This is a genomic window from Erythrobacter sp. W302b (assembly GCF_046452395.1).
Classification (GTDB): Bacteria; Pseudomonadota; Alphaproteobacteria; order Sphingomonadales; family Sphingomonadaceae; genus Erythrobacter.
Genome location: NZ_JBKFDH010000004.1, coordinates 99,305 through 118,290, shown reverse-complemented (window position 1 = coordinate 118,290; position 18,986 = coordinate 99,305). Strand labels below are relative to the sequence as shown.

The following is an 18,986-nucleotide window of genomic DNA, read 5'->3' as shown; positions in this document are numbered from 1 at the left end:
CCCCCTCCCCTCTATTGAGGCCTCGGGACCGCTCCCCAGTCAGCGTAACCTGCGGGCGGTGCCATGCGCCGGATCGTCAGCCCTTCGCGGGCGTGGGCATCGGTGGCCTTGATGCTCGCTCGGCGCCCTTCGGCATCATTGTCTTCGGCAATGATCAACTCCTCGATCCCCTGAGGAAGGCGCACGAGATCGAGCCTCTCTGCTCCGAGCGAGGACCAGGTCGGGATTCCGTGAAGTTCTGCAAAACGGGCGGCGGTCTCGAAGCCCTCCGCAAGTGCCAGCACCTTGCCGGGTCGACGGCCCTGCCAGCTGCCGGCTTGCGGGTTTCCGATCATGAGCTTGGAGCGGTAGCCCTTCCCTTCCCGGTTGAGGTAGATCCGCTGGACCGCCATGATGTCCCGGCCTTGGCGGACCCCGACGAGCAAGGCGGGCTCGAACACGGTATCGGGCTTTCTACCTCGTGGACACCGGGGATGATAACGCAGGTCTTCGTGTTGCTCGAAAATACCGCGATATCGACAATAGGCCTCGGCCCATGTGTTCGCGAGTTCGCGGCCTTGCGACCACAGGTTGCGCGCGATCGCTGTGGAGTCGAATGGCCGTGCGGGGCCGTCCGGGAAAACGTACATCTTGTCTGGCACGACGAATGCGAGCTCCCGCAACACGTCAGCTGGATCACATCCGGCAAAGCAATGGACAAGGATGTCGTGGTTTCCCTGCCTCAGCGATAAGCTGGGAGTTTGATCTGCATGGGCAGGGCATCGGCACATGGCGCTGTACCCCGACCAGCGGCCGCCAAGGGCTCCAACGATATCGACCAGTCGCTGTGAAGGGGGTTTGGCAATAAGGGGCATAGCAATTCCTATTGAGTTCTCCCTCCCCTCCCCCCCCTTTCCTTTGTCCCGGATCAGACGTTGGACGGCCAAGCAACGCAAGGCGGAATATTTTTCTCAATTGACTCTGAGTGTTAGCGAGGGATGGTCGGTCCTTTGCAGGAGTAAGATCATGCATTTTCGTTCCATAATCGGGAGCCTGTTCATCGCAGCGCTTCATTCTGCGGCTACGGCGCAGGAGGTCGAGCTTATAGAATTCGGTGGCGCCCCGCCCCTGAGCTTTGTCATCCATGTTGGCCCGGAGAGAAATCCGGTTGATCAAACGATTATCCGTGAGGAGCCCGATCTGACAACGACGCTTGCCGCCGACTTTACCGGGATTGTCGCGGGGCATCGAAGTGATACTGCCCCTCCAGCGACAGCCATCGCTGTTCCTCAATGGATGCAGAGCGGCCGTGCACCGTCAACCGTCCTGCCCGCACTCTTCCTTTCACCGATGTCTATGGGTGGCTGCGGAGATGCCCAGTATAGACCTCGAAATGATCTTCCTGCGGCAACTGAGCGGCGACGGCTGCAGCATTTTCCGTTGATCGCAGCTATCGCCTGCCAAGAGAAGATTCCGGTGGCCCTGTTCGACGCACTAATCTGGCAGGAGAGCCGGTATCAGGTCCTTGCCCGTTCGCCCAAGGGAGCTATCGGCCTCGCCCAACTGATGCCGGGCACCGCGCGGGAGCTTGGAGTGACCGATCCGTGGGACGTCGTTCAAAATTTGCGAGGAGGCGCGCGCTATCTCCGGATGCAGATTGAAGAGTTTGGCCGATATGACCTCGCGTTGGCAGCGTATAATGCAGGGCCCGGGAGGGTCCGAGCGACGCGGAGCATCCCGCGCATCCGAGAAACGATCGACTATGTTCGCACAATCACCGCAGCCTGGGCCAACGCAGAGCAGCGCGGCTTGACCCGTTTCGCTGGGCCCTCCACTTTTCCGACGGTTGGCCGTGCCCAAAGGGCGTCAGTGGCTGATTACACATCACCGAGTGTGGCAAATCCTAGATGATGCGCGAACAGGATCGCCGTCAGCAGGATCACTGGCGTGCCTGAGAGATAATTGATCTGCCAGCGCCACCATAGTTTCGGTACGGCGAAGACCCGCCCTCTCCAGTCGCTGAATTCGAGCACCAGCAAGCCCAGGCGAAGGTCATAGATGGTTTTCACAGCAGCCAGCACAGCGCAGAGCGCGACGATAAGCCCGACGCCGGTGTAGAGAGCAACCCAGGCATTGTAGGTCGCGATAGGCATGCGCAAAGCCTCCTGAATTTTTTCACAGGCTAACACGAACTCAGCTTCTGGTATGCCGGAAATCACTGAGGGTCGAATGCTTTTAAGGTTGATGGTCGAGATCGCCCGCCGACCGAGCCATCAATCGAGTTCGTGATAGCCGATTCCGATGCGACGAAGGGAGCTCCTTCGCCGCAGACGAATGCGCCTAGCAGCCATTTCCGCATCGCCCCTGTTCTCAAACGAGGCCGTAGCGCCCTTCCCCTTCGTGCCTATCCGTCCCCAACGTCGCTCGACTGTTGTCCATCCGAACAAGTCAGTGGCGACCCAGAGTTGATAATTGCGAGCAATGTTCCGTGAGGGGTCAATTGCCTGCCAGTGCCATGACTGATCGTAAGGTCTTTCCATGCCTTATGCTGCCAGACCGATCATCGCAGGGTCCAATTGGAATTCTGAATCACTGGGCAGCCTGTGATTCACAGAAACGATCGCTCCTGGCTATGCGACGAGGCTCGTGCCGACCCGCGCCCGTCAGCCCTGCTTATTCCACAGCGACCATCGTGAGCAGCGGTATCTGTCAGAGAGCGGTCATCATACTGATCAAAAAAAGCTGTAAGCTTCCGGTTGGTTAGACCAGTTATATCCAAGTTAGATCAGTTAAGGCTGCTCTACCGGGGCGCGACTCGTGGGATTCTCTTGGGAATCTCTGACATACGGTTCCCAAAGTGTCGGCGATGTGTTCCCGATGTTCCGAATGTCTGTTCCCGAAAGACCGTGTCTTGGTTCCTGAAGTGTCGATGGTTGTGGAAAGACTGTTCCTAAAGTGTCGAAATCCGGTCTTATGAGGGTCAGGTGCGAGACAAATTGAATCATTATCGAGGCGAGTTCGGGAGAAGAGCTTCAATCCTGCCTTGGCGTTACCATTCGAGCGCATGCGCCCTTGATCGACACGACACATTTGGAACGCATCGCAGGCATGGGCGCTCACGCAAGGAGCCTTCGCCACTCAGTGGCGTCCGATTCTAAGGGTATTCACACACGGGTTGGTTATCTGCGCAGCTCGTGTTTGTGCTTCTCGTGATGGCGCTTAACCCAACCGATGAAGGCCTTCTGCCAGCTCGCAGGCGTCCGTGCTGGGTCAGCGTTCACCCAAGCCTCGAATTCCGCATGGAGCGCATAGAGGTCCCACCCTGGACATTTCTCGCGCAGATATCCGATCGTTTCGTCGGTCATGACCCCGCGAGTGGCCCTGTCGGAAAGGCCTGCTACAGCGGATCGCACAAGGTGGCGGGCATCAAAAAAGAGCGGGGCTTCTTCATTGGGAGGAGCATTTGCCTCGGATCCTTGGCCGTCCAATGCCACTGCGCTGGCCGTATCGACCTCGACTGTCTCTTGCACAGAGACTGCCTCACTTTCGAGCTCAGTTTCGTCCTGTGCGCTACTGGTTATCTCTGTGAGACGGATCATTCTGAGAAGTGGCTCAGCCCCCTTCCCTTCCTCAACGACAAGCCGATAGCCCGGCAAGACATTCTTTTCGGCGAGCTTGAGTATCTCGAATTTGAAGCGGCGATACTCACCCTCTGCACCTGACTTCTCGAACAGAACGGGCATGGAGATCGCAAATCCTGCTTGGCCGGCGCCGCCGGCATGCTTGCGAGCCACGCGGTAAAGCCATCGCTCACGGCCGCCCGTGATATCGAAGTATGCGCGGTCAATGCTCAGCACTCCGCCCTTCATCATGACGCCTTCCCAAAACCAGTTCGACAGCTCAAGCGTCATCCCCCGGCTTCGTTCGGTCTTCTCGTCGACAAGCTGGGTCCAGCCATCGAGCCAGCTGAATGTTGCTTCACGGCGGTTTTCGGCGCGGATGTTTGTCTTGATTGTTGTCGACACCAGGCGGTCAAGAGCTTGCCCGAGAAGCTCATAAGCGCGGCCTGTGGTAGGCCTTCCGATTGCACGAAGCAGATCATAGGGCATGATGTGGAGCTTGCGCGGCACATCGTTCACTCCTCGTCGAGACATGTCGGCGAGCTGGCTGGCGCAATAGATAAGGATGTCCGCATCCCATATTGTCGCCATGCCGTAGTCGGGGTTGGCGCTGACATGGACCCAGAGTTTGCCATCCGGGGCGGTGTATTCGATGGGCTTGGTTCTCTTGCGCTTGGCGAGCGAGAAAAAAGGGCGCTCCATCATCTCGCGTTGGTCGCGCAGCGGCATGTCCGCCAGGTAGGGCAAGAAGAGATCGAATTGCTCGGGAACACTCTTCCTCAGTGCCTGCGTCATCGCACCGCCTCACTTTCCCTGCACAAATTATTCCCCGGGAAATAATTCGAGACGCCATTATTCCCCGGGGAATAATCATTGATCCATGGGGTGCTGATCGGCAGGGGCAGGGGGGCGTTCATCTTTGAAGCCCTCCACCATCTGCGGCAAGGGTTTCTAGCAGCAGTTTGATCTTGGCCAGCAGTTCGTCATCGGAGAGGCCGTGCCCAGAATGAAGGCGCAACGTCACGCCCTGCCGATTTGTTCGCTGCAGGCTGACTGCGGGCCGGTCATGCGCCCCGTTCAGCACAATTTCTCGGTCTTTGGCGGACGCTTGCTCTGTGGTGAGTAGTGCCTTGATGACGTCCGGCGCAGGGATGGGAGGCTTTCCCTCATTGCGGAGCTGCGCCTGTTTGGTAGCCAGGTCCTTGGCGGCCTTCTGGATCAATGCAGCCTTTTTCGGATCACTGAAAGCCTGGGCGAGGGGGTAGGCTGGCTTCAGCTGGACGTCAGCTGGAGATGCGAAAGCCGCTACAACGGAGTCGGGGATAGTCGCGACCTTGATCATTTTCGACAGCCAGCTCTGAGACAGCTTAAGTCGTTCTGCCATCCGCGACTGATGGTTGCCGTAATGGGTCTTCAGTGCGGCTGCATAGTTGCGAGCTCTCTCGAGGTCAGAAACGTCCTTGCGGGCGCGGTTCTCGATGTCGGCGAGACGGAAAGCGGCCTCATCGTCGAGGTCGGCAACCTGCGCGAGAAATTTCAAATCGGGATAGGAGTTCTGGCGAAGCCAGGAAATTGACCAATGTCGCCGCGTGCCTGCGATGACCTCGAATTCAAACTCCGGATCGCCCTCAATTCGGCGAACGACGGCGGGTACTTTCTGACCTCCTTCGGCGATGATCGCGTCAATCAGCTCGCGGCAATTGTCTTCATTGAGGTGGCTGTAGGAACGCGCATTCCCCGTCCACGGACGAACGCGTGCAGGGTCTAGTGCAAGCTGCGTAACCTGCCTAACCTCGCCACTGGCGACCCGGGCGAGGGCGCTTTCGCGCCCGAGCAATGAATTTCTGCGTGATCGGTCTGCACGCAGCGCAGGGGTGCCTTCAGACTCGCTCTCTGTCGGGCCTGTCTCCCGGCCCTCGATCTCATCTGCCAGCAATGCGGTCAGATAGTCCTTTTGCTTCTTTGCCATCGTTGGCCTCTCAGTGTGCCGCCAGAGGAGGCGCGCCGCTCATTTGAGCCCGTAATCTCGATTCAAGCAGGGTGGTCGCTTCAGCCATTGACGAGAAGGCTTTCGTCAATGTTCTGGGTCCGGCCCCAGCCTTGTCTTACAAGTTGCTCGACCTGCCCGAGGGCTTCGTCGAGGTTGGACCGGCATCGCTTGTGCGTCCTCGTAGTACCGATTGGCTTCTCCAGCTCGTATATCGTCATCATACGCAGAGCAGCGTGGCTGATTTCAGCGCTCTCCAGAATGGGGACAGGCAGAAGGGCGGGGCCAAAGCTCTGCTCCATTATGGCTCGCACCATCTCATGGCTTGGATCGCCGCTGTCGAACTTCGAACATAGGAGGCGGACAAAGTTGTACTCTACCGCCACGCCAGCTTCGACCAATTGACCAATCACTTGATCCATCATTGAGAGGAATTGGACTGTCGAGCAGAAGTCCGGGGTGGTGGCCGCAAGGGGTACCAGCAGGGAGTTCGCCGCCTGCATCACCGCAAGCGAGATCGTGCCGAGTGCGGGAGGTGGGTCGAGAATGACGACGTCATAGTCTCGTGCAAGATCGATCAGGCCCTGTTTCAATTTGCGGAACCGAGCTGCAAGGACGCTCTGGCCGTCTGCGCCGGAGGCAGCGAGTTCGTACTCGACGTCAAACAGCTCGAGGTTTGAAGGAATCAGGTCGACATTTGGCCACGGTGTATTCTTGACCGCATAGAGGAGGTCCGCTTGGGTTGGGTCGATGGAAAGATAGGGGTAAAGGGTCTCTTCTCGTGTGATGTTAAAGTGCGGATTGAACCCGAACAGGGTTGTGGTCGTGGCCTGACTGTCGCAATCAACAACGAGGACGCGGTAGCCCTGAACCGCGAAATAATGCGCCAGATGGGTGGTTACGGTCGATTTCCCGACGCCGCCCTTGAAGTTCTGAACGGCAATCATCGCTGGAGTGTCTTTAGGGCCGCGGGCGGGGCTTGCGTCCAGCACCTGCCGCATGTGGAGTATGTCTTCGATCGAGTACCCCAGACGCCTTCCATTTTCGCTCGAGGGAGGTGGAGGGAGTCTACCATCCTCTTCGGCCATCCGGATCCTGTTGGTCGAACAGCCGAGCAGTTGCGCGGTCTCAGCAATTCCAAACCGGACGTTCAGACCTTTGCGGCTGTCAGGCAGAAAAGCCTTCCGCCGCAGCCTCTCGATCATTCGTTCGCCCGCCTCCGCGAGATCGCCAATCTGGGTTACAATTGAATCTGAATATGCCATCCAGAGGTGTCCTTGAAGGTTTTGTGGCTTTTGAATAAATGAAAACCTTCAAATCGGCAAGCTGGCGTTGGCGAACCTTCAAAGTGCGTGATTGGCGCGTCGACTGAACCCCTGGAACATTCGTGATCCTAAGCTCTCGGCACTTCAACAAGGCGGGTCAGGGCTGGGATGATTGCAGCAAATCGCTCTGTGACATTTGAACCGGCTTGGCCTGCGACTGTGCTGATTGTTTGCTCGGAGAACGCTGCAAAAAGTGCTCTTTGCTCCGGCGAAACATCGTCTCTCGTCAACGTCAGAAGCTCCCGTACGAAGCTCATCGACGCATAGCATACTTGCTTGAAGGTGGGGTCGAAGTACAGCATGCCGTCCCCCGCCACCTCGATCGCAATGAACAGCCGTGCTCTGTCCATCTCGAAAAGATCAATTAGCTGGTGGCGAAAGCTCGAACATATGTTGGCCCGGCCATTCTTGACCTTGCTGACGAGGCTCATTCCCTTGCCAGTCGCAAGGGCTACCTCCCGGTTGGTCATCCCGTTGCGCCGCCACGCCTCGGTTAGGACGATCCGGTACTGCTCGAAACGAGCGGCCCTGCTTTCTTCGTTAAGGATATTCTGCATAAATTTCCGACCCCTCAGTCAAATATTAACTTAGAGCCTAGGCACATTGTCAAGTATTAATCTTTGGGATGAGGTTCGCGCAGATCAGCGTCGTGCGGCGGTGCTCTCACCCTCTGATGCAGAAATGTCATTCAGTTTCAGGGCTGGAGGGGAAAATTTTTCCTATGATGCACAATGCGTATTGATCGCTCTGGAAAATTGCTCGTCTACATAGGAACAAAATTCCATGATGTCGGAAAATAATTCATAAATACGAGAAATTCATTCATGCATGCGGCAAACGAAGTGACAAGTTGCGGTGAGCTGAGTGATAGTCGAAGACATAATTCTTGAAGCATAGGCCGGATTCCCGTTTCCTCGCCTAGGTTCCGCAATCCCGCGGGGCCGTGGAACGGGGAACTGCAATGAATGCACTCTCGATGAAGCAGGGTCTGTCGCCGAACACGATCCTCATGGCGCTGGCGGTGTTCGCTATCGTCACCCTCCTGACCATCAGTGCCGCGTACGCCGGTGCTGACACCACCTTCAACACCGCGCTGACCACCTTCACGAACTTCCTCGAAGGTTCGGGCGGTCGCATCATCACCGTCATGAGCCTTGCCGGCGGCCTCGTTGCGCTCGGTTCGGGTCGCTTCAGCCTCGCCCAGGTCGCGGTTCCCGTCGCCGTCGGCGTCGGCGCCGGCACCGGCGTGCCGATCGTCACCTCGACCGTCACCGCGACGATCTGAGGCGGCGTGCAACCAAGGGGAGGGCGGTAAGCAAATGGATCGGTACAGCATTCCTTCGCATCTCGACGATCCAGAACTCATCGGGTTCTGGACGCTGGATGAATTCCTCGCGATGGCGGTTCCGTTCATCTGGGGCATTCTGACGCAGCACGTCGTGATCGGACTGGTGCTGGCGGTGTTTGGATGGTGGGGGTTTCGTAAACTCAAAGCCGGTCGCGCCACATCGTGGGTGTTCCACATGGCCTACTGGTACCTGCCGTCGAGCTTCACCGGTCTCAAGGCGACGCCGCCTTCCCATCTTCGCATGATGGTGGGCTGACATGGATCATTCCTACGGACTGGCGCAATCGCAGCGGGTGCTCAAGCAGCGCAACATGCTGGGAATCACCTCGCTGACGCTGGCAGGCCTGCTTGTCCTGCTCCTGATCTTCGGGTTCACACGCGACCGCGAGATCGTTCTCCAACCGGTCCTGCGCAGCCCGCTGACGGTATCGTCGAGCGGCGTCTCGAAGGAATATCTCGAGATGGTGACGCGCGACACCGCGCTCATTGCGCTCAACCGCAGCCCTGAGAATCTCAATTACTGGATGGAGACGATCCTCGAGATCGCCGCGCCCGAGGCCCACGGGGCACTGAAGCGCGACCTCATGAAGGTCGTAAAGGAGCAGGGCAATTCGAGCATCAGCCAGTACTTCACGATCGGTGCGATCCGCGTCGATCCCGATACCCTGACCTCCGAAGTATCCGGCACGCTCCATACAGTCGTCGGTTCGAAGGCTGTCACTGCCGAACACAAGCGCTTTCGCTTCACCTGGAAGTATTCCGGGTTGTCTCTGCAGTTGGTCGGTTTCGGCATGATCTCCAAGGCCGAAGGCCAAGAACAAGGGGAAGAGGCATGATCACGCCTTATGCAATCGGCCTCTTTGCAAGCGGGACGGCCCTTGCTGCCCGTCCGCTCTGCCTCAGCAGCCGAACGATTGGCGCAGGCCTTCTGGTCGCAGGGGCTCTCCTGATCGCTTCACCCGCTCTTGCAGACGAGACGCTGCTCGCGACCGACAACAGCGAGGTGGCCTGCACCGTATCGAAGTCTGGCCTGACGCGCGTCAGTCTCAAGGATGATCGCTTCGCGAGCGTGTCGAAGCTGACCACCGGCAATGAGACCGATGACTTCACCGTCGTGAACGAGCCGACCCGCGGCGACATCTACATCTCTGTGCCCGAGGGTTTCACGAAGGATGAAGTCTCGTTCTTCGGGACCACTGCTAAGGGTTTCGTCTACAAATTTGCCTGCCGTCTTGAGGGCGAGCGCGCTCATCAAGTGTTCGTCGAGAACCGCGATATCCTTGGCGAAGAGCCCGCCGAGCTCGCGCGTGCGATGTCGCCCGAGGAAACCTCGGCGTCGCTGATCCAGGCGATGTATCAGGGGCAGGGCATGGACGGGTTCGAGATCCGCCAGGGCTCGATGCGTCCGGTCATGGTGGGCCCGCTCAAGGTCCAGATGATCACTGAATATCGCGGCCTCACCCTCGTCGGCCGTGTCCTCAGGATCGAGAACACCGGCAAGGCGACTGCCGTTCTCAACGAGCAGACCATCGCGCCGAGCAGTGCCGTCGCGGTGAGCGTCGCCAGACACGAACTTGGCGCCGACGAGGTGACCACCGCTTACATCATCACGCCATCGGGCCAGATCGCGGCCAGCTCCGTGGGAGGACGTCCATGAACTTCACCAACCCCTTCAAGCGCAAGCCCAAGCAGCTCGATGCGGATGATACGGTCGACGTCGAGGAATTCGGCACGAATGACGCGGTCAGGAAGAAGCAGATGATGCTGATGACCGGCGCGGGTCTCGTCGCTTTGGTGGCTGGCTCAGCCTACATTTTTGGCGGCGATGCTGGCGAGGAAGCTGCGCAAGTCGCTAACGGTCAGGAGATCAAGGTTTCGACTGATGACATGGTCAACAGAAACCTCGGCCAGCAGGAATGGCAGGCGCAGTCCGAAGCGCAGATTCAAGGGATCGAGAACCAGCTGCGCGGCGTTGAGGGTCAGGACCAGCGGCTTGATGCACTGCAGGCCCAGATCGCGGCACTCCAAGCCGAGAACCAGGCAATGGCGACCGACGGTCAGCGGGTCGTCAGCGCCTATCAGACTGAGAATGACCAGCTGCGACAGCAACTCGCCCAGCGAGCGGCGGCGCCGATGCCGCCGCAAGGTATGTATGGTCCGAACGGCGCAGCAGCAGGGCGGGGCGCTCCACAGGGTGGAGCAGGTGCAGCAGCAGCTGCTGCCGTTGCCGGCTCACCTTACAGCCCACGTTCCATCAAGCTCGTCGCCTTCGAAGGCGGGCCATCGGGCACCGCGACACGGATCAGCGGCGGTTCCACGAGCTACACCGACAGCCCCAACTATCTTCCCCCCAACTCGATCGCCAAGGCGCGCGTCATCGTCGGGGTCGATGCTTCGGCGGGCGTCAATTCGCAGACCGATCCCTTGCCGGTCGTCCTTCGAATCACCGGGCCGGCACGGTCGGTCTACCGGGATGGCAAGCTGCTCACGACCAAGATCGAGGGCTGTCTGGTCAACGGCGCGGCGCGTGGTGATCTCTCGAGCGAAAAGGTTTATGTGAAGCTCCAGCGCATGACCTGCCCTCAGGCCAACGGTCGCTACGCTGTCTCTGACGTCAAGGGCTTCATCAGCTTTGGCGGCAAGACCGGCGTGCGGGGGAGGGTGGTCAGCCGCGAGGGTGGGCTGGCTACGCAAGCCTTTTTCGCGGGGCTCGTCAGTGGTGTTGGCAACGCCTTCCAGGGTGCCAATCAGATCCCGCGTATCGCACAGGATCCTGTGCTTCCGTCCGCTTCCGATGTCGGCATTCAGGCGATCGGCGGCGGCGCAGCGAACGCGGGTAACACCCTCTCGCAATATCTGATCGAGCGCGCTGAGCAATATCAGCCGGTCATCGAAATGCCGACCGGCATCGAGGTCGAGATCGTCTTCCTCGAAGGCGTCTTCATCCAGAACTGAGCACGCCCGCGCCGCGCGGAGAGAAGGAGTTTATTCATGTTCAATACCACCAATGTCGCGATCGCATCGATGTCGCTCCTGCTTGGCGCAAGCGCAGTGGGGAGCTCTCCTGATGTCGCATCGCTGCTCAAGACGCGGTTGCCCAAGACCGAGGTCACGGCCGTCGATTGCAGCCGAATTGCCGGGTTGTGCGAGGTGACCGCCAAGGACAATCTCTTCTACGTTGATGCCAGTGCCCGCTATCTTATCATTGGTCGGGTCTACGACATGGAGACCCGGCAGGATCTGACGGCCGCGCGCCTACTCGAACTCAATCCGGACATGCTGGTGGGCGGCGCGGCCAAGGCCAACGCGCTCGCCAATGCTGGCGACAGTGAAGCATCCGAAGGGCGGCGAGGATCACGCAGCGAGCGGACAATCTCGCAGACTGTCGCGCAAAAGGTGGATCTTTCATCGCTCTCTGACGCGGGTGCGATCGTATGGGGGAAGGGGGGCCAGAAGGTCACCGTCTTCTCGGATTTCCAGTGCGGCTACTGCCGCGCTCTGAGCGGCGAGCTCGAGCAGATGAACGTCACGGTGGTCGAGCGCCCAATCTCGGTGCTTGGCAGCCGCGACATCGCCGACCGCGTGCTGTGTGCGAGCGATCAACGCGAGGCGGTGCGCGCCGCCTATGCTCAGATGCCAGTCAAGGCGGCCACCTGCGACACCCGCGGACTCGACGAGAACGAGGCTTTCGCGCGCAAGCATGGCTTCACTGGCACGCCGGTGATCGTGCGGTCTGATGGGGCTGTTCTCGAAGGATATCGACCCAAGGCGGCCCTGATCGCCTGGCTGAAGGGAGCCTGACATGAAGCGCAAGTCTCTTCCCGACGTGATCTGCCTGCCCCATGGCTCTGCAGCAAACTGGCGGCCGCCACTGACGCGGCGGCGCATCGCAGCGATCGGTGGCGGGCTCCTATTCCTTGCCGGCTGCACGACGCTCGGAACGAACATCAACGGGAAGTTCAATTGCGGTCCGGCAGGGGAGGGGTCTTGCTCGCCGGCTACGGTTATCGACGACCGTGCTCTCGCAGAGATCACCGGCGATGCAAGCTATGTCCCTGCAGGGCCTTATCGTGCGCCCGTCCGCGAAATGCAGACCGGTACGGTGGCGCTCGCCGCCGGCCCGCAAACCGTGGTCGTGCCGGGACAGCAGAAGGTGTTGCGCATCGTGTTCCCGGCGCACGTCGACCGAGCAGGGCGCTATCATGAGACCAGCGTGGTCAACGCGGTGGTGGACAACGGTGCCTGGATGCAGGCCAGTGCTTCGCACGGTGCTGCGTTGGCGCAGACCGTCAACCTGACCGTCAACCCCGAAATCCTCTCCCAGCTCGACGATGAGGCTGCAGCCCGGGGCGAGGGCGGCAGGGGCACGGCGCCGCGTATTGGCATGAACGATACTGGCATGCCGTCTGCTGAGGCAGTCGCGGCTGCGCGCGCGCGCGGAGCTGCTAAGGCCCGGAGTGCGGCGGGCGGGGACTCAGCCCCGGTCGATGCTCCGGCGAACCGGCCGCAGTCTTTCAATCCGGTCGTGGAGGAATAGGCGATGCCCGCTGCGAATAAGAAAAGCTGGTTTGCGCGACTGTTCGGCGATGAGCATGCTCCCGACGAAGGGACACCCGGGCACGGCGCTCCGATGCTAGCGCAGTGGCTTCCCTATCGCAGCTTCGATCCGAAGACTGAGATTTTCCATCAGACCGATTCCATCGCCTTTGCAATCGAGGTCGCGCCGCTGGTAGGCGCTGATGAGCGCACCGGCGAGATCCTTGCACAGTTCCTGTCGGAGGCGATGCCATCGTCGTCGCGGCTGCAAATCCTGTCGTTCCAGAGCCCTCGGGTCGGTCAGACCATCGCTCGCTATGCGCTTCCGCGATACGCGGCAGGGGGCGTGCACAAGAAGATCGCTGAGCACCGTTCGCGCATGCTGGCGGGTGGTGCCTGGGTCTCTTTGGCGCAGGATGGTCCGTTTCATGTGCGTCAGCACCGCTGCATTCTTTCGGTATCCTTCAAGCTCGGCAAGGGCACTGTCGATGAGCTGATCATTGTACGCGACTCGATCACCGCGCTGCTTCAATCGATCAATGTCGACGTGGTCAGATTTTCTCCGGTCGCGCTGATTGCGCTGATCGATGACCTTACCGCGCCCGCCTTCGACGTATCCGATCATGTTGAGGACTATAGCGAGCTCGATCCGATCGCCGACCAATGCGTGCGGCGCGATGTCCAGACGGTTGTGCAGGCTGACCGAATTCTGGTGTCTTGCGAGCCGCTCCGCGCAGTGACGACACTAGGCGGGGACACCGAGTTCGAGGAGATCCGCCCCGACACCTTCGACTATCGCTTCTTCTCCGTGCGGAACCTCCCGACACGATGGGCGCCGTGGGATTGCCAGAAGGTCATCGGCGACATGTTCGCTGACAAGCTGCGCCCGGGATGCCCGACCATGACCAGCCTGTGTATCGTATACCAGGACGAGGAAGCGGCCAGCTCGAAGGCCGGCTACAAATTCATGCGGACCTCGAGCCTTGCCGATACGCCTTCAGCGAGGCTTCTTCCGCAGTTGAAGGACCAGAGCCGCGAGTGGGAGCATGTTCAGCAGGAGCTCCGTCTTGGGCGCAAGCTTGTGCAGGTCTACTACACGGTTGGCATCATGAGCCCGAAGGGGAAGGGCGATGCGAACGAGCGCACCATCAAGTCGATCTACAAGGCCGCCGGTTGGGACCTGCTCGACGAACGCTTCCTGCAGATCATGGCCTTCATGTCCTGCTTGCCGATGACGCTGGGCAACGGGCTGGATGTCGATTTGAAGCGCATGAAGCGGCTGCGCACCATGCTCACCACAACCGCTGCCAACCTCGCACCGCTGCAGGGTGAGTTCCTTGGCGGCGCCAAGCCTCACCTGATGTTCCTCGGACGCCGAGGGCAGCCCTTCTTCTGGTCACCCTTCGAGAACAGCGCTGGCAACCACAACGTGGCGGTGTTCGGCAAGTCGGGTTCCGGTAAGTCCGTTGCGCTCCAGGAGCTCTGTGCTGCCTTTGCAGGGATAGGAGCAAGGATCATCGTGATCGACGACGGTCGTTCGTTCGAACACATGGCCAAGATGCTGGGCGGGAAGTTCGTCGAGTTTCGCCTGCGTGACGGGTTCAGCCTCAACCCCTTCTCGATGATCGATGCCGCGCTCATCGAGAGCGATGAGGACTACCTTGTCGATGCTCTTGCCATGCTCAAGTCGATCATCGGGCAGATGGCACGGCATGTCGATCACCTCAGCGATACCGAGCGCGGCCTCATCGACAATGCGGTGGGGCATGCCTGGCATGCCAAGGGCAGGGAAGGCTCGATCGATGACGTGATCGAGGTTTTGGTGGCGCATGGAAGCCTTGCGGCTGAGGATCTGGCGACTGCCATGTTCCCGTTTTCCTCGAAGGGCACCTATGGCCGCTTCTTCATGGGGGAGGCGACGGTCGACATGTCGTCCGACTTCACCGTCTTCGAGCTCTCCGACCTGTCGAGCCGGGAAGAGCTGCGCTCGGTTGTTCTCACAGCGATCATGTTCCTGTCCTCGCAGAGCATGCGCAAGATCGATCGCGAGATCCCCAAGGCCCTGCTGATCGACGAGGCTTGGCAGATGTTGCGGGGCGGATCGATGGCTGACTTCGTCGAGACATACAGCCGCACCTGCCGCAAATATGGGGCTTCGCTTATCACCGCGACCCAGTCGCTCAACGACTACTACAAGTCGGAAGGCTCGCTGGCCGCGCTCGAGAATTCCGACTGGTCCGTGATCCTTCAGCAGAAGCCCGAGACTATCGCGGATTTCCAGAAGCATGGCCGTTTCGACATGGACCCCTACACGGAGGCGCTGCTCCGCTCATTGAAGCGCAGCGGCACCGATTACTCGGATGTGATGATCAAGGGGCCTGACACACTGGCGGTGGGCCGCCTTGTGCTCGATCCCTATTCGGCAACGCTCTACTCATCCTCGCCAGCAGTGTTCGGGCGCATCGAGCGCTTGATGGAGCAGGGCTACACTATGGAGGAGGCGATCGAGATGGTCGCGTTCCCCCATTCTGGGCGCGAGTTGATGCGGGAGGCGGCGGAATGAATGCGCTTCTTCCGGGTCGATTCCAGAAGGTCTCGCACGTCGGCGGCGCGGAGATTATTCCGCTGGCGGCCGAGCCCAAATCGCGGAAAGGTGGCGCAGCGGCTGCGTCGCTGTCACTTCGCGGGATCGCCGCAGACCTGTGCTATTTTGCGCTGCGCCTGTCGGGGTGGCTGGCGCTCACCCTGCTCGCGACTCTCGGCCTATATACGGTCTTCTTCATGGCGCTGGGGGCTTTCTCGGCCGAAGGCTTCTTCGCCCATCTGGCCAACCTCTCGGTGCGGTTCGGCGATGCCGATCCCGCCCGTCAGACGCTCTTTGTCCGCCAGCTCGCGGTCGCCACCCTCATCCTGTTCCTTGCTGTCAGCGCAGCCCGATACCGCTCGCTGGCAGCCGTATTCTCGGCCGCGTCGGCTGCGCGAAAGGATTGACCATGTCCGAACAGCTTACCCTTATTCCGCCCCCGGCCGATCCGGTGCATGCCCGAGCCGCAGCTTCTGCCCAGGAGCCAGATCTCGGTAGTCCGACCCGGCCCGGCAAGGCCGACGCGCCTTTGCCCTCATCTGTGCCGGTGCGTGCACCGCACCGCCGCAAGGGTCTGCCGCCGATCACATTCCTGTTTGGAGGCCTTGTGGTCGCAGCCCTTCTGTGGGGTGCCTGGGTCACCAAGAACATCCTCGATCCCGCCGTGGTCAAGGCGCCGATCGCCAGTGTCAGGCTCGAACAGATCATCGGGGAGTATGTCCAGGCACAGGCGCGAAGCAACACGCCGCCCGAGATCGTGACCCAGCAGACGCAGGCTTTCATGGCCGCGCTCGGCGAGGAGCTGAAGGCCAGGGGCGCCGATGGCACGACGGTGATGGTCGGAGAAGCGGTGCTCTCGCAGAACGTGCCCGATATCACGGCCGAGGTCCGCAACGCGATCTATGCGAAGGTGCCCCCGCCTGCGGCTCGGGCAGCTGCTGCGCCGCCGGCGTCCGCGCCGCCCCAACAAGCTCCCGCAGGCTCGGCTTTGTTGCCGGTGCCGGGCCAATAGAGCGGGAAGGGGAGGGCCGCCGTCATGCACAATTCGCCAACGTCACCCCTGTGTGGATCGGTGCTGGCGGCGGCCCTCTTCGGATACGCCTTTGGCGCTGCTCCGGCACCGAATGAAGGAGGCATACGATGAGCGCTTCGGTTTCATCGCGTCGGCCGTCGGTGATTGCCCGCTGGGTGATGGTCGGCGTTCTGGCGGCGGGCATCGTGTCGCATAATGCGATCGCGGCATGGCAGGAAAGCCATTCTTTCATGATCAATGCGAGCGACAGTCTGCCGAACTGGGCGTTCTTTGTGAGCGCGGGCAAACAGCCGGAGAAGGGCGACTATGTCTTCTTCGTTCCGCCGTCCGGCGAGCTCGTAAACCGGCACTTCGGGCCTGATCAGGGTCCATTCGGCAAGCAGGTCATCGGCATGCCCGGCGCGCTCATCGAACATCGGGATGGGATGGTCTATGTCGACGGCGTAAAGGTGGCGCGCATCAAGCCGCACACCCGTCTTGGCGAGCCGCTTCATCCCGGGCCGACCGGACGGGTGCCGCGCGACTGTTTCTACGTGGGCACGGACCATCCCGACGGCTTCGACAGCCGTTATGCCGAGATCGGCTTCGCCTGCCGCCGTGCCATTCTTGGCACCGGGACACCCATCCTGTGAGGGCGTGGCCGATGCTTGCGACGGGCTTCACGCTTCTGAGCCTGACGACGATCGCCCCGCTCGTCTCGATGGCGCTTGCGCGCGACCATGGCGTGATGGGTCAGACCTGGCCGATTTCCGAGCCCGACTTCCTGACCACGATCGATGCGAAGCTGAAGACGCTTGAAGGCAATGGTAGCATCGAGCGGATGCAGCGCGAGCTGGTCGCCAAGACCGAGCACCGCGTCCGCAATCCGCTGCCTGTCGCCGGCATTTCCGCTACGCAGAAGGACCGCAGCTGGATGTTCGATCCCTCGATCGTGGTCGAGAACGACATCCGCGATCAGAAGGGCAATGTGATTGCGGCGCGCGGCGCGCGGGTCAATCCGCTCGCTCTCATCGACATGACGACGGACCTCGTCTTCGTCGACGGACGTGATGCGGACCAGCTCGCTTGGGCCACGAAGAACTGGGCGAGCACCAAAGCCAAGATCATCTTTGTCTCGGGCTCCCCGTTCGACCGGATGGGTGAATACCAGCGCCGCTTTTTCTTCGACCAGCACGGCAAACTCACCTCGCATTTCGGGATCGCCCATGTGCCGGCTGTCGTCGCGCAAAAGGGCCAGCTGCTGGAAGTGCGCGAGATCGTCTTGCCAGCGAAGGGTGCCTCGTGATGCTGACCCTCCTCGATATCCTTCGCACGCCCATGGCCGCCCCTGAGACGCGTTCCCTCAAAGTAATGCGCATGACGATCCTTGCGATCTGTGGTGTGCTGGTTGTCTCGATTGCTGCCATCGACCCCCTGCGGGCAGTGATCGGGATCGGCGCGGGCGCGGTTGTGGCAGGGCTTCTCCTTGTCCTCGCCGCGCTCGTGCCCGTCTATCTCGTCATCAAGACCGGCGCCGACGACGCGCATCTGTCCGCCCTGATTGCGGAGACGGACAAATGATCCGCCGTCTGCTTATCACTCTGGTCGCTCTTTTCGCGCTTGGTCTTGCGCCTGTCAGTGCCTCAGCTCAGACCCCTCCGTCGAAATGCACGGGCAAGTTCGTCAATCCCGTGACCGATATTTGCTGGAGCTGCATCTTCCCGATCTCACTGGGTGGCGCAAAGCTCTGGAAAGGGCGCCCCGACACCAAGAATCCAGATCTGCCGATTTGCGCGTGCGGCACGCCGATCCCCCGGATCGGGCTCGCGGTCGGCTTCTGGGAGCCGGCTCGGATGGTCGATGTCACTACTAAGCCATGGTGCTTCCCCAACCTTGGCGGAATGAAGCTCGATCCCGGCTTCGACATCGGCCGCGGCCAGGTGACGCCGCCGCAGATGGGGGGAGGGCGCACCGCGAACACCGCCAACTACCAGGCGCACTACTACGTCTACCCGCTGCTCTACTGGATGGAGATCCTGACCGATTTTCTGTGCTTTGAATCGGCCAGTTTCGACATCGCCTACATGACGGAGATTGACCCGCTCTGGAACGACGACACGCTCACGACGCTCATCAACCCCGAGGTTGCGCTCTTCGCCAATCCTATCGCGGTTGCCGCCTGTGCCGGGGACTGCGCTGCTGCCACCTCGAATTTGCCGCTCGACGAGCTGTTCTGGTGCGATGGTTGCAACGGATCGATGTTCCCGATGAACGGCAACATCGCGGCGCATAATTCGCCGGTGCAGTCGTCGCGCCTCGCCGCCGAACGCATTCTCTTCAAAATGCATCGACAGGGGCTCGCTTGGGGCACTGCGGGTTCCAAGGCGCTGTGCGGCAAATACATCATGCCGATCCTCAAGAAGTCGCAATATCGCATCCAGATGACCAACCCGATCGCGACCGTGAGCGGCAAATATGCCTGCTCCCCGATCGGTGCCTCGACGATGCCGCCCGATGCCGGCCGCAGCTATCCGGTGGGTGGCGAGGACTTTGGCTATCTGCTGTGGCGCAAGCGCAATTGCTGCATGCTGTGAG

Annotated in this window: 22 protein-coding genes; 15 read left to right on the top strand and 7 right to left on the bottom strand. The window is 60.5% G+C overall.

The genetic code is table 11. The features are described 5' to 3' along the window. Window positions 1-11 precede the first annotated feature (11 nt). Window positions 12-665 carry a toprim domain-containing protein gene (locus ACLBKT_RS16550; RefSeq protein WP_410184084.1) on the bottom strand — a complete coding sequence of 218 codons (654 nt, stop codon included), beginning with the start codon at window positions 663-665 and terminating at the stop codon, window positions 12-14. Window positions 666-1,005: 340 nt separating this feature from the next. On the opposite strand from ACLBKT_RS16550, the gene ACLBKT_RS16545 reads away from it, so the two are divergent. Next, window positions 1,006-1,890, top strand: a complete 885-nt coding sequence (locus ACLBKT_RS16545) for a lytic transglycosylase domain-containing protein (protein WP_410184083.1) — start codon at window positions 1,006-1,008, stop codon at window positions 1,888-1,890. Here the strand turns inward: ACLBKT_RS16545 and ACLBKT_RS16540 are convergent. The 6 genes from ACLBKT_RS16540 to ACLBKT_RS16515 all read right to left on the bottom strand — a co-directional run bounded on the left by ACLBKT_RS16540 (window position 1,857) and on the right by ACLBKT_RS16515 (window position 7,468). After that, on the bottom strand, window positions 1,857-2,132 hold the full coding sequence (locus tag ACLBKT_RS16540) for a hypothetical protein (RefSeq protein WP_410184082.1): 276 nt from the start codon (window positions 2,130-2,132) through the stop codon (window positions 1,857-1,859). The genes ACLBKT_RS16545 and ACLBKT_RS16540 overlap by 34 nt on opposite strands. A 120-nt stretch (window positions 2,133-2,252) precedes the next feature. After that, window positions 2,253-2,519: a WGR domain-containing protein gene (locus tag ACLBKT_RS16535; protein ID WP_410184081.1), complete on the bottom strand. Its 267-nt coding sequence runs from the start codon at window positions 2,517-2,519 to the stop codon at window positions 2,253-2,255. Window positions 2,520-3,158: 639 nt separating this feature from the next. Next, window positions 3,159-4,394, bottom strand: a complete 1,236-nt coding sequence (locus ACLBKT_RS16530; RefSeq protein WP_410184080.1) for a replication initiator protein A — start codon at window positions 4,392-4,394, stop codon at window positions 3,159-3,161. A 118-nt stretch (window positions 4,395-4,512) separates the two neighbouring features. Beyond that, a complete protein-coding gene (locus ACLBKT_RS16525; protein ID WP_410184079.1) occupies window positions 4,513-5,568 on the bottom strand; it encodes a ParB/RepB/Spo0J family partition protein in 1,056 nt (351 codons plus the stop codon). A gap of 80 nt (window positions 5,569-5,648) precedes the next feature. Next, a complete protein-coding gene (locus ACLBKT_RS16520) occupies window positions 5,649-6,851 on the bottom strand; it encodes an AAA family ATPase (RefSeq protein WP_410184078.1) in 1,203 nt (400 codons plus the stop codon). Window positions 6,852-6,979: 128 nt separating this feature from the next. Further along, window positions 6,980-7,468: a transcriptional regulator gene (locus ACLBKT_RS16515; protein ID WP_066526121.1), complete on the bottom strand. Its 489-nt coding sequence runs from the start codon at window positions 7,466-7,468 to the stop codon at window positions 6,980-6,982. A 404-nt stretch (window positions 7,469-7,872) separates the two neighbouring features. Here ACLBKT_RS16515 and ACLBKT_RS16510 point away from each other — a divergent pair, with 404 nt between their 5' ends. From ACLBKT_RS16510 to traU, 14 genes are all read left to right on the top strand, one after another. Beyond that, window positions 7,873-8,196: a hypothetical protein gene (locus ACLBKT_RS16510; protein ID WP_410184077.1), complete on the top strand. Its 324-nt coding sequence runs from the start codon at window positions 7,873-7,875 to the stop codon at window positions 8,194-8,196. A gap of 34 nt (window positions 8,197-8,230) precedes the next feature. Next, on the top strand, window positions 8,231-8,515 hold the full coding sequence (gene traL, locus ACLBKT_RS16505) for a type IV conjugative transfer system protein TraL (protein ID WP_067399765.1): 285 nt from the start codon (window positions 8,231-8,233) through the stop codon (window positions 8,513-8,515). 1 nt (window position 8,516) lies between these two features. Continuing rightward, the gene (locus ACLBKT_RS16500; RefSeq protein WP_410184076.1) at window positions 8,517-9,095 is read left to right on the top strand and encodes a type IV conjugative transfer system protein TraE; all 579 of its coding nucleotides are present in this window, start codon (window positions 8,517-8,519) and stop codon (window positions 9,093-9,095) included. Next, window positions 9,092-9,916 (top strand): type-F conjugative transfer system secretin TraK, encoded by an 825-nt coding sequence (locus ACLBKT_RS16495; RefSeq protein ID WP_410184075.1) that lies wholly within the window; start codon window positions 9,092-9,094, stop codon window positions 9,914-9,916. The genes ACLBKT_RS16500 and ACLBKT_RS16495 overlap by 4 nt, the downstream gene beginning before the upstream one ends. Next, window positions 9,913-11,214, top strand: coding sequence for a TrbI/VirB10 family protein (locus ACLBKT_RS16490; protein WP_410184074.1), 1,302 nt, complete (start codon window positions 9,913-9,915; stop codon window positions 11,212-11,214). The genes ACLBKT_RS16495 and ACLBKT_RS16490 overlap by 4 nt, the downstream gene beginning before the upstream one ends. Before the next feature lie 36 nt (window positions 11,215-11,250). Further along, window positions 11,251-12,060: a DsbC family protein gene (locus ACLBKT_RS16485; RefSeq protein ID WP_410184073.1), complete on the top strand. Its 810-nt coding sequence runs from the start codon at window positions 11,251-11,253 to the stop codon at window positions 12,058-12,060. A gap of 1 nt (window position 12,061) precedes the next feature. Continuing rightward, window positions 12,062-12,796, top strand: a complete 735-nt coding sequence (locus tag ACLBKT_RS16480) for a conjugal transfer protein (RefSeq protein WP_410184072.1) — start codon at window positions 12,062-12,064, stop codon at window positions 12,794-12,796. A 3-nt stretch (window positions 12,797-12,799) separates the two neighbouring features. Continuing rightward, window positions 12,800-15,358 carry a type IV secretion system protein TraC gene (gene traC / locus ACLBKT_RS16475; protein ID WP_410184071.1) on the top strand — a complete coding sequence of 853 codons (2,559 nt, stop codon included), beginning with the start codon at window positions 12,800-12,802 and terminating at the stop codon, window positions 15,356-15,358. Beyond that, window positions 15,355-15,786 carry a hypothetical protein gene (locus ACLBKT_RS16470; protein ID WP_410184070.1) on the top strand — a complete coding sequence of 144 codons (432 nt, stop codon included), beginning with the start codon at window positions 15,355-15,357 and terminating at the stop codon, window positions 15,784-15,786. Before traC ends, ACLBKT_RS16470 begins: the two co-directional genes overlap by 4 nt. 2 nt (window positions 15,787-15,788) lie before the next feature. After that, window positions 15,789-16,391 (top strand): TrbI F-type domain-containing protein, encoded by a 603-nt coding sequence (locus ACLBKT_RS16465; protein WP_410184069.1) that lies wholly within the window; start codon window positions 15,789-15,791, stop codon window positions 16,389-16,391. Window positions 16,392-16,519: 128 nt separating this feature from the next. Beyond that, window positions 16,520-17,044 (top strand): S26 family signal peptidase, encoded by a 525-nt coding sequence (locus tag ACLBKT_RS16460; RefSeq protein WP_410184068.1) that lies wholly within the window; start codon window positions 16,520-16,522, stop codon window positions 17,042-17,044. Window positions 17,045-17,055: 11 nt separating this feature from the next. Further along, on the top strand, window positions 17,056-17,697 hold the full coding sequence (gene traW, locus ACLBKT_RS16455; protein WP_410184067.1) for a type-F conjugative transfer system protein TraW: 642 nt from the start codon (window positions 17,056-17,058) through the stop codon (window positions 17,695-17,697). Continuing rightward, complete coding sequence (locus tag ACLBKT_RS16450) at window positions 17,697-17,972, top strand: hypothetical protein (RefSeq protein ID WP_410184066.1); 276 nt, start codon at window positions 17,697-17,699, stop codon at window positions 17,970-17,972. Before traW ends, ACLBKT_RS16450 begins: the two co-directional genes overlap by 1 nt. Continuing rightward, on the top strand, window positions 17,969-18,985 hold the full coding sequence (traU, locus tag ACLBKT_RS16445) for a conjugal transfer pilus assembly protein TraU (protein ID WP_410184065.1): 1,017 nt from the start codon (window positions 17,969-17,971) through the stop codon (window positions 18,983-18,985). Before ACLBKT_RS16450 ends, traU begins: the two co-directional genes overlap by 4 nt. Window position 18,986: the final 1 nt, after the last annotated feature.